The organism is Fulvivirga sedimenti, assembly GCF_020328055.1.
Genome location: NZ_JAIXNE010000003.1, coordinates 1231784 through 1247823 on the forward strand (window position 1 = coordinate 1231784; position 16040 = coordinate 1247823).

9 protein-coding genes are annotated in these 16040 nt (G+C 46.9%); 3 read left to right on the plus strand and 6 right to left on the minus strand.

Annotated features, from left to right (window positions below; translation table 11 throughout):
* Positions 1–12: 12 nt before the first annotated feature.
* The gene (locus tag LDX50_RS17740; RefSeq protein WP_225698645.1) at positions 13–3720 is read right to left on the minus strand and encodes a glycosyltransferase; all 3708 of its coding nucleotides are present in this window, start codon (positions 3718–3720) and stop codon (positions 13–15) included.
* A gap of 1 nt (position 3721) precedes the next feature.
* A complete protein-coding gene (locus tag LDX50_RS17745) occupies positions 3722–5029 on the minus strand; it encodes a glycoside hydrolase family 2 TIM barrel-domain containing protein (protein ID WP_225698646.1) in 1308 nt (435 codons plus the stop codon).
* 263 nt (positions 5030–5292) lie between these two features.
* Here LDX50_RS17745 and dinB point away from each other — a divergent pair, with 263 nt between their 5' ends.
* Together dinB and LDX50_RS17755 are read left to right on the plus strand one after the other, a co-directional pair.
* Positions 5293–6507, plus strand: a complete 1215-nt coding sequence (gene dinB / locus LDX50_RS17750; RefSeq protein ID WP_225698647.1) for a DNA polymerase IV — start codon at positions 5293–5295, stop codon at positions 6505–6507.
* A gap of 139 nt (positions 6508–6646) precedes the next feature.
* On the plus strand, positions 6647–9604 hold the full coding sequence (locus tag LDX50_RS17755; protein ID WP_255647364.1) for a DNA polymerase III subunit alpha: 2958 nt from the start codon (positions 6647–6649) through the stop codon (positions 9602–9604).
* Between the two features lie 202 nt (positions 9605–9806).
* On the opposite strand, the gene rseP is transcribed toward LDX50_RS17755, so the two are convergent.
* The 3 genes from rseP to LDX50_RS17770 are packed head-to-tail and all read right to left on the minus strand — an operon-like array spanning position 9807 to position 13827.
* Positions 9807–11150 carry an RIP metalloprotease RseP gene (rseP, locus tag LDX50_RS17760; protein ID WP_225698649.1) on the minus strand — a complete coding sequence of 448 codons (1344 nt, stop codon included), beginning with the start codon at positions 11148–11150 and terminating at the stop codon, positions 9807–9809.
* Positions 11150–12319, minus strand: coding sequence for a 1-deoxy-D-xylulose-5-phosphate reductoisomerase (locus LDX50_RS17765; protein WP_225698650.1), 1170 nt, complete (start codon positions 12317–12319; stop codon positions 11150–11152). The genes rseP and LDX50_RS17765 overlap by 1 nt, the downstream gene beginning before the upstream one ends.
* 2 nt (positions 12320–12321) lie before the next feature.
* On the minus strand, positions 12322–13827 hold the full coding sequence (locus LDX50_RS17770; protein ID WP_225698651.1) for a GH3 auxin-responsive promoter family protein: 1506 nt from the start codon (positions 13825–13827) through the stop codon (positions 12322–12324).
* A gap of 114 nt (positions 13828–13941) precedes the next feature.
* On the opposite strand from LDX50_RS17770, the gene LDX50_RS17775 reads away from it, so the two are divergent.
* On the plus strand, positions 13942–15396 hold the full coding sequence (locus tag LDX50_RS17775; RefSeq protein ID WP_225698652.1) for a S1C family serine protease: 1455 nt from the start codon (positions 13942–13944) through the stop codon (positions 15394–15396).
* Here the strand turns inward: LDX50_RS17775 and LDX50_RS17780 are convergent.
* Positions 15375–16034, minus strand: coding sequence for a pyridoxamine 5'-phosphate oxidase family protein (locus LDX50_RS17780; protein ID WP_225698653.1), 660 nt, complete (start codon positions 16032–16034; stop codon positions 15375–15377). The two genes, LDX50_RS17775 and LDX50_RS17780, sit on opposite strands and share 22 nt — an antisense overlap.
* Positions 16035–16040 lie beyond the last annotated feature (6 nt).

The following is a 16040-nucleotide window of genomic DNA, read 5'->3' on the forward strand; positions in this document are numbered from 1 at the left end:
AGAGCAAGATACTTATTTCAGTGAAGTATATTGATCGCGTTGTGAAGGATGTACCGGAAGTACCAGGGGTTTTGTAATGTGTTTACTGATGGATGTGTTGTGAATTACCATAAGGACCTTAAAATAATCAGCATTCCATGGCAATTCCAATTGTACGCTGGGTCCCTTTCCAACCGGCATAATGGCCTTTTCATTACCAAATACATCTACCTGGACAAGGTACCAATCAATTGTCCATGGGCCTGAATCTGTTAATGCTTCCGGTTCACCGTTTCGGTATTGAATTGCCTGAAGCGGAAAGCTGGATTGCGGCCAGGCAGGTATGGCCGGCAGAATGAAATTCCATGCAGGAATGTCAACATCTACCCGGTTTCCATTAAGGCATTGATCAACTTTCAGATAGTTCTGTTTTCTCCTTCCCCAGATATCTACAAGACCATCGAAAACAACCAGTTCCCGTTGATACCTGTCCTGCCAGGGCATGAATCCGTTATAATCACAAAATATCTCAGGAGCAGGCCCCTCCCAGTAATATGGAACTTTCCATTTGTTAAGAGAGTCTGAAACTACTGTTAGCACCAAGGAATCTGCCGGATACAATACCCACTGATCTATCTCAGGGATCATGCCTGCAATCTGCAGAAACTCATGAACACCGGAAACCCCGAGTTTATAATCGATTGTTACAGGTCTTTCCGGATCAAGACTATGCAATCTCCCCGCCATTTCATTGACTCTCCGGGCCCACCAGTCGGCCTGAATAACACGCTCCACCGGATCATACAGCAGATCGATTTGATTAAAAACGGCTCCTGTTAAATTCCAGGAGGCGATTGACCGGTCATTCTTCAATTCCCGCACCCTATCCATAATATCCAGTTCCTGCTCTTGTATATATATAGAATCCGGCTCCAGCCAAAAGGCATAATGGACTTTCATATTCATGTCCTGCGCAACCGAAAGAACATTTTGATCATACATTCCAGGGCCCTGGCGTTTAATTTCAGTAAAGCCCAGCGATCTTATTTGAGCAAAATCCTCTTCGAGAACCCGACGGTTGAGAGAATGCACATTTCGAAACCACTGGTGGGCTTTGTTATAGGTAATACCGCTAACATCCATCGGTTGCTTTTTGAATGCTCCATTCGGTTTCCTGGTATTAATCAGTTGATTGGACCACTGCTGAACATCAAACTTATCCGACAACAATGCACTTACCTGACTCGTATTGTTAATACTCCAGTTCAGGAATTCAACATCTGAGACTCCGGGAGGAATGTTCTGATCCTTATCACTCTGAAAAAATATAAGGGCTGAAATTTCGGGATAGCGTTCATAAATGGATGAAAAAGCATTGCTTAACCATTTTGAACGGTCTTCCGACAAAGTTCCCATTTCAGCTAAAATGACGTGTTTGCCGGGATAGGCAATTAATCTCTCGTGAAACGGAGCATACAGCTCATTGAAGGAATAAGAACGATTTTGAAGGTGCGGACCATAATCCAGCAATGTTACACCGATCCAGTCTACCACATCATCTCCGGGGTAATATTGGTCAAGTGCTGATGCCTTCCATGGATTATACACCCATGTTACATTTCTCGCCCCCTGGTTCCGAAATACAGACACAACTCTTCTAAAGGCATTTTTAAAATTTTGCGGGGAAACACTGCCTTCTTCTGACCATGGGTAGAACGGGTTATCCACTTCATGTGCAAACCGTATAAGAACGGGACGTTCCAGTGCAGCGAAATACTTTGCCGACTCGGTAAGGTATTCATCAAATTCACCCTGGTTAATGAGCGAAAAAACCGATATGGAATGTAAATCCTCTTTTGAATCTGAAATCCAGGGCTCCCATGTCACCATGGGTATCCGTCCGGTATTATAAATACTGGCAAAGTACTCTTTATTTGGAAGCGAATCAGTCCAGGATGAATAGAAGGAAACAATCCCCGATGCCAGGTCAGACGGACCTGTTGCCGATAATCCCCTGTCCCCGTAAGGCGAAAATTCACCTGTAATTAACCTACCGGTATGCTGCTGCGCTTTTGGAGGATCCTGAAAGGCTTGTTTATCGTTACGCTGCGCCACGAACATTCCAAGGGTGAGTAACAGAAGTATCATCAGTCCACCCAGACGCAGTCCCCGGTAGAGAAAATGCCTCAAATACCAAAACTGTCGTTTGGTCCAAAGAAATACACTCATCGGTGTGATTCGGCCGGCTGAATGCTGCATGCGCCGGCTGTTTATGCCGATGTATGTAACGATAGACATACTCGTGAAATTGGTGAGCGCAATTCCGGCCATGATGATTGAATACGGATTCCAGTCGTAGCGCAATCCGTAGATAATCGCTGCTACAGAAAATAATCCTACCAGAATATTCGGTAACAGCAGGGTCCAGTGACTCTGGTCGCGGTTATCCTTTGGGGTAGGTAAATAGGGGACTTTCTTACCGATAAAGGTATAGAGTATCCCCAGGGAGTGAACCCACCAGGTTCCGATTTGAAGGATTCCCCCCAATAAATGAAACCCCCGCTCTTTTTCTTCCATCACCCACCGCTGCACATAATGACGGATCAAAACGGTCGACGCGAATAATGGTAGAATCAGCAGAGCAAAAGTGAAAAAATCACCCTTCCATGGTAAGATGGCAAAGACAAGGCAAATGATAGGGATCAGAAAATTCAGAAAATAGATGATGCCCGAAAAATAATAGAAGGGTGCGGTGAGGTAATGAAGACGTTGCCGCCACGACAGATCAGTGAAAATCTTTGGTAAAACATGTACGAGAAGGTCCCAGGTTCCCCTTGACCACTTCAATTGCTGCATAAAATAGGCATGCAGGGTGGAAGGAACCTGGCCCCGGGCCAGAATTTTAGGAACATAAACAGACTTCCATCCTTTTGCATGCAGCAACATGGATGTATGCATGTCTTCGGCCAATCCTGGCGCATGACCGCCAATTGAGTCAAGCGCCTCCCTTCGAAACGTACAATTGGCACCAATGGCCAGGACTGTTCCATAATGGTTCATCGACATCATCATGGGACCGTAGAACTGAAAGGTCTGCTGTGCAGCTCCCTTGGCTACAAAACTTTCATCAAAATTGTAATATGCCTGGACGATCTGAACATACCCAATTTCAGTATTTGCAAAATGCGGAACGATTGGATCAAGAAAATCAGGATGCGGAACATGATCTGGATCAATGATCACACATATTTCACCGGAAGCATACTGCAGTGCATTATTGATATTTCCGGCTTTTGCATCCTTCCGTGAATTGCGCGTTACATGATGTATGCCCCGGCTGGCACAGAACTCCTTCAACCTTTGATCGTTTGCCTCATCACAAAGCCACGTTTCATGCGGGTACCGGATTGATAATATTGCCTCCAGCGTTTGTTCGGTCATTTCATACGGTTCACCCGGGAAATAGGTTGTGAAAACGTCTACAGTGGGACGATAACCCGGTGGCATCGGAACGTTTGCGGGCATTTTAATATTAAAATAATGATACCATTCGTGCAGAATTCTCAGGAATTGAAAAAGCAATACCAGCACGATGATCACATAGAGTGGCAAATAAGAAATGTGGTCAGGTTGAATGAACCAGATGAAGAAATACGCCATGTTGATCACCCCAATAATGATCATCGCCCGAAGGATCCGGATCTCATGCTTTTTTGGTGATTTAACTGTCGTATGGTCCATTCTATTTTACCACATAAAAAGGAACATTTGCCGTTCCAAGATGTCCTTTGTTATCGAAAACATTTACCGCAACCCTGAACGCTCCTTCATGATCAGGAGTCTGAAAAGTCGTTTTCCGGGCCTTTGGGTCAACAATGTGTCCTGAAAGCGGGATGATTTCCCGCTCCTGATCAAAGGTAGGTTTATACCAATTTTCAGCATAAAGATACCATTCAAACTGAAGGGAATCCCCATCAGGATCATGAACCAGTACCTCGAGAGGATATGTTGCCCCTGGCCTGAGTAATATATCAGAATTCGGCCCCTTTTCATTCAACAATGCATATTCAACGACGGGAGCACGGTTCTCCGGGTATTTACCCGTCCACAGATACTGAAGCTCCTCTACCGACTGGGTTTCCAAACCGTCATCAGTAATGAGAGGATACCAGGTATCAGTCTTTTCCTGCCGGGAACCCCAGAAAAAAACGAGTGAACCCAGACACCGACGCTGCTCGGTAATAATCTTTTCGCTGTAAGCAGTTTTGATAAATTCTGCCTTCTTGGAACTGGGTTCTTCTACAGGGACTCCCCAAATCGTACTATCACTCTCCCAATGTCCGTTAACTCCCCATTCTGTTATGATATATGGACCATTCCAGAACCACTTATAATAGGAAAGGTCCTCTTCCAGTTGTCGTAATTTCCCGAATGTATTGATTGAAATGATATCAATATCCGGAACATACCACTTTATATTGGCCACATACCCTTCTCCAAAGCTCTGAATGGTAGTGGTTACAGGATGATTGGGGTCTTCACTGTGAATCAGTTGGATGAGTTGATTTAAGGCCTCATAGAATTTACCATACTTCGGACCGAATGTAAAATTAAGTTCATTGCCGAGGCACCACATGAGTAGTGCCGGATGATCCCTGTATTTCCGAATGGTATTCTTAACGGCGTCGTATTGTCCCTGAACAAGCGAATCATTGTGATAATAGGTGTTATAATGATAACTGCGGATTATCGGGAGTCCGACAATTACGGCAAGCCCATTTGCATGGGCCTCATCAAGTATACTGGTTAATTGGAGTGTATCATAGGTGCGAATGGTATTACCACCAATTTCATGCAGACGTGAAAGCTGAACGGTTCCATTTGCCCCCCTGATATAGAATGGCTCGCTGTTACGGATAAGTCTGTAGCGGCCTTCATGCTGATCTATGTATACCTTAGCTTCCGTTCTCCCATTCTGTTGCTTTGATTTGCAGGAAAAACAAAAACCCAGTATAACCAATACTAAAATTAACAAGCCGGCTTTAGACATCAACGAATTTTTCGGTTACACCAAATTAGTGATTGCTTCAATATGGAAACATACCAAAAAATGGGGATATATGATTTTCCTTTCATGGTTCGACTTTAAGTGATTTTCCCTGCTCATCTATTATACAGAACCCTGCTTTGTAACCTGTTTTTTGCCATTTTTGGTTTCAGCAATTTGTCACCTCTGAAATTTATTTTTAGTAATTACTAATATTTTTAGTATTTAATAATTATTTTAGCATACATGAAATTAGTAAAAAAGGTATGCAAGGGAGGGCAATATTGCATTTGGATCTGGACACATTTTTTGTGTCATGTGAACGGTTGCTGGACAGCCGGCTGGAGGGCAAACCTATCTTACTGGGCGGGGTAACAGACCGCGGTGTGGTAGCGGCCTGCAGCTATGAAGCGCGAAAATTCGGGGTTCATTCGGCCATGCCGATGAAGCTGGCCCGGCAATTATGCCCGGAAGCGGTTATCATACGGGGAAATACAGGTACATATACCGCAAAATCGCGTGAGGTAACGGAGATCATCCGGGAATCTGTACCGGTATATGAAAAGACCTCCATTGATGAATTCTATGTGGATCTTACCGGGATGGAGCGGTTTTTCAACAGTTTCAGGATGGCAGCGGATTTGCGGAAACGGATCATCCGGGAAACCGGGCTGCCGATATCCTTCGGGCTTTCTGAAAACAAGACTGTTTCGAAGATTGCCACCGGTGAAGCCAAACCCAACAATCAGCTGAAGATCGACTACGGGCAGGAGCGGCCATTCCTCGCGCCATTATCAGTACGGAAAATCCCGATGATCGGCGAAAAGACGTATCAATCGCTGTGCGGACTGGGAATTAAGCGGATCGCCACGATACAGGAAATGCCGATGGAGCTGATGGAAAAGGTATTCGGGCAGAACGGGATCAGTATCTGGAAAAAGGCGCAGGGGATTGATACTTCCCCGGTAATCCCCTACTCGGAACGAAAATCGATATCTACGGAACGGACCTTTGACAGGGACACGACGGATATGGAGAAGCTGCGGGGGATCATACTGGCTATGGCTGAAAATCTTGCGTTTCAGCTGCGGCGGGGCAAAAAAGTGACGGCATGTATAACGGTCAAAATCCGTTATTCCGATTTCAACACCTATACGCTGCAGTCACGCATTCCCTACACTTCAGCGGATCACATACTGATCCCCCGGGTAATGGAACTCTTCAACAGGGTTTACAACCGGCGTCTGCTGGTACGGCTGATCGGTATAAAATACAGTCACCTGGTATACGGGGGGCATCAGATCAGCCTGTTTGAGGATGCCGAGGAAATGATCAGCCTGTACCAGGCAATGGACCGCATCCGGGAGAAACACGGGGACCGGAAAATACTCCGCGCATCAGGCATGGAAGCGCGCACCATCGGCAGGTTCAACCCGTTCAGCGGAGAACCACCGCCACTGCTGGCGAACAGGCATAACTAGTCAGTAGTCAGTAGTCAGTAGTCAGTAGTCAGTAGTTATCGGCAGAGGCTTGCTGATTACTGAACTTAAACTATTGACTTAAAACCTGACTATCAACCCCACTACTGACTACTGACTACTGACTACTGACTACAAAGTGATGCTAAACAACCACACCTACTACTCCTTCCGCTACGGCACCATTCCCATACGGGAGTTGCTGAAGATGGCTGCTGAAAAAGGTATGGATACGCTGGCCATCACAGACATTAACACTACAGCCGCCTGCCTGGACTTTGTGCGGCTGTCGGAACAGTATGGGATCCGGCCGGTGCTGGGAATTGATTTCCGCCACGGAGCCCGGCAGCTGTATGTCGGACTTGCACGAAACAACGAGGGTTTTAAAGAGCTGAATGACTTCCTTTCGGAATACCTACACAGCAAAACGCCACTGCCGGAGGCACCTCCCCCACTGGGAAACTGTTTTATTGTCTACCCGCTCCATAACATACCGGAAAGACCGCTGGGGGATCACGAATATATCGGGGTATCTACCGGCGATCTCAGCCGTTTCCCGTTCCTCCCGTGGTCGGCACAACCCCGCAAGACAGTAATACTTCAACCCGTAACCTTCCGGAACAAGGCCGACTTCAATGCGCACCGGTTGTTGCGTGCCATCGACAACAATACCCTGTTGAGCAAACTTCCGAAAAGCGAAGAGGGGGATCCGGCACATGTAATGATGAACGTGGCGGACCTGGAAAAATCGTTCGCCGCCTATCCCGAAATGATCCGTAACACCCGGTCTGTCCTGGACCGCTGCACGATTGAGTTTGAATTCGGCGACAGCCATCCGCATAAGAACCTGCAGACCTATACGGGATCAGCGGCATCTGACGATGAACTGCTTCTTCGCCTTTGTGAAGAAGGACTCCGGTACCGGTACCCCAATCCCTCCCCGCGCATCCATGAGCGGCTGGAGAAGGAATTATCGATCATACGTGAAAAAGGATTCGTATCCTACTTTCTCATCAACTGGGATATCACTTCCTACGCACGCAGTAAGGGGTATTTCTATGTAGGCCGGGGAAGCGGCGCCAACAGCGTTGTGGCCTACCTGCTGCGCATCACCGATGTGGATCCCATTGAGCTGGACCTGTATTTTGAGCGTTTCATCAACCTGTACCGGAAAAATCCGCCGGATTTTGATATTGATTTTTCATGGAAAGACCGGGAAGATGTAACTCAATATATTTTCAGCCGGTTTCCCCATGTTGCCCTGCTTGCAACCTATACAACCTTTCAGTACCGTGCGGTGGTACGTGAATTGGGTAAGGTATTCGGATTGCCTTCCCATGAGATAGACGCACTGGCAGAGGGCCGGCTCCCCGGCAGCAGGGATGAACAGATGGACTACTATGCCCGCCTGATACTCCGCTACGGTAAGCTTATCGAAGGCTTTCCAAACCACCTGAGTGTGCATGCCGGCGGGATACTGATCTCAGAAAAACCCATCCATTACTATACTGCGACAGACCTTCCGCCAAAGGGATACCCGACCACACACTTCGATATGATCATCGCCGAAGATGTGGGCCTGTACAAATTTGATATTCTGAGTCAGCGCGGACTCAGTAAAATACGGGAAACGCTGGATATCATCGGGGAATCGAGAGGCCCGGACGAAGTACCCGACATTCATGACATCAACCGCTTCAAAAATGATGAGCCGGTAAAGGAACTGCTGCGTGAAGGAAAGGCGATCGGGTGCTTCTATGTGGAATCCCCTGCTATGCGAATGCTGCTCAAAAAACTTCGCGTTGATGACTACCTGGGCCTGGTGGCCGCCAGCTCAATTATCCGGCCGGGTGTCGCGCAGTCGGGCATGATGCGTGAGTATATTCTCCGTTTCCGCTACCCCGAAAAACGCAAGGAGGCGCACCCGGTGCTGATGAAGATTATGCCCGAAACATTCGGGGTGATGGTATACCAGGAAGATGTGATCAAGGTGGCGCATTATTTCGCCGGACTCACGCTGGCCGAAGCCGATGTACTGCGCCGGGGCATGTCGGGCAAATTTCGCTCAAGGGTGGAATTTAATAAGGTGAAGGATAAGTATTTTTCCAATTGCAGGGAAAAAGGCTATTCCGATGAGGAAACACGTGAGATCTGGCGACAGATCGAAAGTTTTGCAGGTTATGCATTCGCAAAGGGGCATTCTGCCTCTTATGCGGTGGAAAGCTATCAAAGCCTCTTTCTCAAGGCCTACTATCCACTCGAGTACATGGTGGCTACTATTAACAATTTCGGCGGATTTTACCGAACGGAATTTTATGCACATGAGGCAAGGCTGCACGGGGCAACCCTCCACCCGCCCTGCGTGAATCACAGCACGATGGACACCCGGCTATTCGGAAAGGAAATCTATCTGGGGTTTATCCTGGTGAAGGACCTGGAGCAAAAAGTAGTACATGCCCTCGTCGCCGAACGCGAGGCGAACGGCCTATACAGCGATATGGAAGATTTTGTGGATCGTGTTCCGGTGTCCCTTGAGCAGCTTACACTTCTCATACGTATCGGCGCCTTTTTGTTTACCGGCAAGAATAAAAAGGAACTCCGGTGGAAAGCACATTTCATGCTGGGGCACGCAAAAAAAAGTCAGCCCGAAAAAAGCCTTTTCAAAACCCCGAAACCAAATTTCACGCTTCCGGAGCTGGCGCTCGAAACCTATGAGGATGCCTTTGATGAATTTGAGTTGCTGGGCTTTCCGCTCACCAACCCGTTTGAATTGCTTCGGGAACCACCGTTATCCATGACGGCCGTACGTCAATTCCCAGAACTCGTCGGTCAGCAGATCACCATTTATGGATACCTCGTTACGGTAAAAAACACAAACACGACCAATAAAAAGCGCATGCATTTCGGGACGTTCCTGGACCATGAGGGTGCATTTATCGACACGGTACACTTTCCTCCTGTCGCGGCCCGCTATCCGTTCCGCGGACGCGGGATATACAGCCTCACCGGAAAAGTAGTGGAAGAGTTTGAATACTATACACTCGAGGTCGAAAGAATGGAGAAAGCCATTTTTATCGATGATCCCAGGTATGCGGGATAAGTCCTTAGTCAGTAGTCAGTAGTCAGTAGTCAGTAGTGGTAGAAATTAGTAGGGAGTATAGAGTGGGCCGGAATCTTCTGTTGGTATTAGTAGTCTTTGAATTGAGAAAGAAGCAGAGCTTCCCAAAAATATTTTACCGTAAATAACCCATATACTATTGCCATGAGCCAGGTACTACTGACTACTGACTACTGACTAAAAGTTAATCCAGCCCGAACAAATTCCTCACAAACTCAAAGGAGAAAATATCATTGAAGATCACGAAGACCATGAGTGCCAGCAGTAGGATCATCCCGATCTTCTGCGCATTCTCAAGGAATTTATCCGAAGGCTTATGCCCCGATATCATCTCATAGGTGAGGAACATCACATGACCTCCATCGAGAGCCGGAATCGGCAATAAGTTCATAAATGCCAGTACCATCGACAGCAAACCTGTCATAAACCAGAAACGTTCCCAGATCCATTCTCCACCGTATGCCTGTGCAATCCGGAAGGGGCCTGCCAATGATTTGGCGGGATTGATCACCCCGCTGAGCATCTTTCCAAATGCCTTCACCTGCAGAAAAACAATATTGAACGCTTTTTTTGTACCATGCGGAATGGCTTCACCAAAAGAGTAATTAATAGTCTCGCGAACAAGATTATCAGCCGGGAAGAACCCGATCACGGAGTCTGACCTGAAATCTGCCTTGAAACGATATATTTCACCATCACGCTTATAGGCTACGGTAATTGAATCTTCATGAAATCCTTTCACTACCGAGCTCACCTGATCCTGATATTGAACCGGAATGCCGGCAATCTCGACAACTTCATCACCCTCTCTGAGGCCTTCCCTTTCGGCGATGGTATTCGGACTAACCTCGCCAATTATCGATCTGTAACGGGGGTAGAGAAAACTAGAGATCGCGTCGGAACTGTTCATCTTCTCGATAAAATCGTCGGGAATCGAAACATCCACGAGTTGATTATTTCTCTTTACGGTATAAAATGCATCTTCTCCAAGGAACACCTGTGACTTCAACACATCCTGAAAGTCCTGAAAATCCTCCCCGTTGATCTTGAGAATCTGATCACCGGTCTCCAGCCCGAGCTCCTGAGCCAGTTCAAGTGCCACAATTCCTCCATTTTCATTTACGGCGTCCTTTGATATGTAGGTCTCCCCGTAGATATAAGTGAGGAAAATAAAGATGATCACACCTGTGATCACATTCACAATAATACCCCCCAGCATCACGATCAGTCGCTGCCAGGCCGGTTTTGAGCGGAACTCATAGGGCTGCGGAGGTTCCTTCATTTTTTCTGTATCGAGGGATTCATCGATCATCCCTGAAATTTTCACGAAACCCCCCAATGGAATAGCACTTAGCGCATATTCTGTTTCTCCGTACTTAAAACTGAATACTTTGGGTGGAAAACCGATGGAAAACTGCTCCACACGCATATCGAATAACTTGGCCGCCAACAAGTGACCCATCTCATGCAATCCCACCAATATTGAAAGGCTCAGTAAGATCTGAGCCGCCATGATAAATCCTTCCATTACTTAATTTTTTCTAACGCTATGCGTCGTGTTTCCCGGTCAGTTTCAACATAATCTTCGTATGCCGGTGTTTTTATAAAAGGAACTTTAGCCAGACAATGTTCTACAACGTCCGACATTTCCAAAAATTTGATGCGGTCTTCCAAAAAGGAGGCCACCGCTATTTCATTTGCTGCATTCAGCACACACGGCATATTTCCGCCATCGTCAAGCGCTTTATAAGCAAGTGCAAGATTACGAAAAGTTTTCGTATCGGGCGCCTCAAAAGTAAGAGAACTGTAATTACTGAAATCAAAACGTTTGAAATCCGACTTTAATCGCTCCGGAAATGCCAGGGCGTATTGTATCGGCAGTTTCATATCGGGCAACCCCATCTGTGCTTTCATCGATCCGTCCTCAAACTGAACAATCGAATGAATGATCGACTGCGGATGAACCACTACCTCAATTTGGTCGGTACGCAATCCGAATAGCCACTTCGCCTCAATAACCTCCAGCCCTTTATTCATAAGTGACGCGGAATCTATCGTGATCTTCGCCCCCATATCCCAGTTTGGATGTTTCAGTGCCTGTGCCTTTGTAACTTCAGCCAGTTCATCCCTCGTCCTCCCACGGAACGGTCCGCCGGAAGCAGTGAGAATAATCTTTTCTATCGGATTATGGAATTCACCCACCAGGCATTGAAAAATCGCTGAGTGTTCGGAATCCACGGGATAAATGTTCACGCCTTTTTCGCGGGCCATGGCAGTGATCAGCTCCCCTGCAACGACAAGAGTCTCTTTATTCGCCAACGCAATGCTCTTACCCGAACGGATCGCATGCATGGTTGGTTGCAATCCGGCATAACCTACCAGCGCAGTGAGCACGAGGTCAATCGAATCCATCTCAACCACACTTGCCAGGGCATTGGCTCCTGCATACACCTTGATACCCAACGGATCCAGCGCATTAAAAACTTCATCATACCGATCCTCATTCCCGATGATCACTACATTCGGTCTGAATTTCGAAGCCTGGCGGATCAATAATTCGCAGTTATTCTGCGCTGATAACACCTCCACCTCAAAATGATCAGGATTTGCTTCAATCACTTCAAGTGCCTGTGTGCCAATCGATCCCGTAGAACCGAGAATCGCAACCCTCTTGCCGGCAAATTCTGTATTATTCATCACTAATCGTTTTTCCTGTATTTGATTAACTCTCCGGCAATTTTCCGGTCGTTCGACAGTCTGGGCACTTTATTCTGACCGCCCAACTTACCCTGATCTTTCATATAATCAATAAATGCGCTTCGCCGGAGCGGAACTATTTCCAGGACCTTTAAAATATTTCCTGATAACAGATCATCATAGTACGAATTCAGCCTGCGCAGGGCATGATCCAGATCCTCAATAAATGCATCCAAATCCGACGGCATTTTTGAAAATTCGATAAGCCATTGATGGTGGGGCATTCTTCCATCCGTTGGGGTGACATTGGGCGCAACCGTAAATTCAACTATTTCCGCCTCCGGATGCCTGGTGAGGGATTCACGCATGGCTTTTTCAACCTCCTCCCCGATCACATGTTCACCAAATGCCGAAATAAAATGTTTGATCCTGCCGGAGACGATAACTCGGTAAGGGTCTGTCGATACAAATTTGATCGTATCTCCCAGGTTATACCCCCACAATCCGGCATTGCTGTTGATTATTACGGCATAATTCACATTTGTCTCCACCTCACCAATCGTGAGACGCGGCGGATTATCTTCAAAAAAGCGATCCGCCGGGATAAATTCGAAAAAGATCCCGCTGTTAAGTAATAAAAGCAGACCTTCCTCGTGCTGGCTGTCCTGGTAAGCGATGAACCCCTCAGATGCGGGATACGTTTCTATGGAGTCGACTGATTTACCGATACTTTCAAATAATTTTGCGCGGTAAGGCTCAAAGTTTACCCCTCCATAAACAAAGAGTGAAAAATCACGAAATACATCCTTTATCTTCTTTCCGGTGCGTTTTTCGATCCGGTCGAAATACATTTGAACCCATGGAGGAATTCCGGAGATCAATGTCATTCGCTCATCAATCGTCTCATCAATAATTCGGTCGAGCTTCGTTTCCCAGTCATCGATGCAATTGGTCTCAAAGCTGGGAAGCTGGTTGGTGCGCAAATAGCCTGGCACGTGATGATTTACAATTCCGGAGAGACGCCCTGTATGAATACCTGCCCGCATGTCCAGCTCCGGACTACCGGAGAGGAAGATAAGCTTGCCATCCAGGAAGGCTGAATTTCCGGTCTCGTGCACATAGCTCAACAGCGCATTTCGCGCACTATTAATGTGGTTTGGAAGTGATTCCTTTGTTATTGGAATATATTTTGTGCCCGAGGTGGTACCGGAGGTTTTGGCAAAGTAAGTTGGCTTGCCCGGCCATAAAACATCCTGATCCCCATCGAGGATCTGAGCGACATAGGGCTTCAACTCCTCATAATCACGAACCGGAACGGCCGATTTGAAGTGATCATGATTCCTGATTTCAGCAAATCCATGATCATTTCCAAATGTTGTATCGCGTGCCGTGGATATGAGTTGCTGTAAAATGCGTTCCTGGGAACCCACCGGATCTTTTGCCCACTTACGTGTTTGTGCTGCTATATACGCGGCAAAAGGTTTACTTAAAACTGATCTGAACCCCATAGATTATCTTCCGATAACGACAATTTTAACAAGATTTAACCAGATACAGGCACAACTTCCGGATTTTTGTCACGTTATAAAGTGTTGTAAATTTACCTGAAAAATGTACTGACCATGAGGAAAACCATTGCAACCATTTTGATCGGATTTATTGCCGGAATCGGGGGATCGTTTGTCTATGATCAACTTGCGTTGGATTCAAAGGCCAGCGAGACCAATATTCCGGTTCAAACCGTCGCAAATTATTCTGAAAACGAACCTGCAATATCTGAATCACGCACGGTTCTTCCCGCCGAAGATTTCGTGGAAGCGTCCCGTCTGACTACCCAAAGTGTGGTTTACATAAAAAATATCAGCGAGCAGGTTTATTCACGCAGCTACCTGGATTACCTATTTGACAGGGATCCCGGAACGGAAACACGGATCAGCAGCGGATCAGGTGTGATTTTCACAGCAGATGGCTATATCGTTACCAATAATCATGTTGTAAATCAGGCCGATAAGCTGGAAGTAGTCTACAATAAAAAAACATATGAAGCGAGCCTGATCGGTGTGGACCCTTCCACCGACCTTGCAGTACTTAAGATTGAGGATAAAAATCTTCCTGCCATCAGGCTGGGAAGTTCAAAAGTCCTGCAGGTTGGCGAATGGGTAATCGCGGTAGGTAATCCCTTCAACCTGACCTCCACGGTTACAGCCGGCATAGTGAGCGCCAAAGGCCGTGAGATCAATATACTTCAAAGCAACTTCCCCATTGAATCGTTCATTCAGACTGATGCGGCCATCAACCCGGGAAACAGCGGAGGAGCACTGGTTAACAGTGCGGGCGAACTCGTTGGGATTAATACAGCAATTCTGTCGCAAACAGGCTCCTATGCCGGTTATGGCTTCGCTGTTCCCATCGACATCGTAAAAAAGGTGGTAGATGATATTATTGAATACGGAGAAGTTCAGAAAGCATTTTTCGGAGGTGAAGTCGTAGACTTTAATTCTGTAATTGCCGACCGCCTTGATATTAAGGTGGATGCCGACAAAGAATTCAAGGGAGTGGTGCTGGGATATATTCAGGAAGACGGAGCAGCAGCACGTGCCGGTCTGAAAGAAGGTGATATCATTCTAAGCATCAACGATGATCCGGTTAACAGCCGGTCGGAATTTGAGGAAGATCTCAGCTACAATTCGCCGGGCGACGTGATCACCGTAGTGTACGAGCGCGACGGTACTGAAAAGGCGGCGAAAATAACCCTCACCAACCGGGAGGGAACGACATCGATTCTTCGCCGACAGATCTTCTCCTCAGAGGTGCTGGGAGCAAAATTTGAAACTGTATCAAAGGTGGAAAGGGATATCCTGGAAATTGAATATGGCGTGAAGGTATTCAATATTGAAAACGGCTTATTAAAACGCATCGGTGTCACCGAAGACTTCGTAGTTACGGAGATCAATAATTATAAGATCAAAACCCCCGAGGAACTGGTGGATATTTTAACCAAAATCCGCGGACGCGTAATCATGGAGGGTATCAATAAACAGGGGCGCCGCGGGTATTATTCCTTTGATTTGAGATAATTCAGTACCGATTCAGGCACATCATAGGAAGCCTTTGAATCCGGATCTGTTTCCGGAGTCAATACCTGCCGTTTGAACGGAACGGTCCCGGCCCAGATCGGCAGGTCATAGTCTTCCGTGTCATCCTTCGGTCCACCCGTACGAATTTTTGCGCTGGCCTGATCAATTTCAAGCCGAAGTACCATGGTTCCCTTCAATTCCTTGTCGGTAGGCTCCCGCACCTCATTCCAGCGACCCGGGATCAGGTGTTCGGAGATCGTTCGAAGAGCTTCATTCTTTTCGTCGCCCTCCACCTTTCGGGCGGTACCAAATAAAACAACAGACCGGTAATTCATTGAATGATGGAATGCAGATCTCGCAAGTACGAGGCCATCCACCAGGGTAACGCAAACTGAACAAGGAATCCCCACCTCAAGCGCTTTCAACATTCTGCTTGCCGCAGAACCATGGATATAAATTACTTCTCCGCTTCGCCCGTACAGGGTAGGAATAACAAATGGCTGTCCGTCGGCAACAAATGACACATGGGCAATCTCTCCTGCATCCAGGACTTCAAAAACCGTTTTCTGATCATAGTGACCCCGGTTCGGGACACGTTTCACCTTATTTCGTGAATTGATGGGATAGGAATTACTCATACCTTA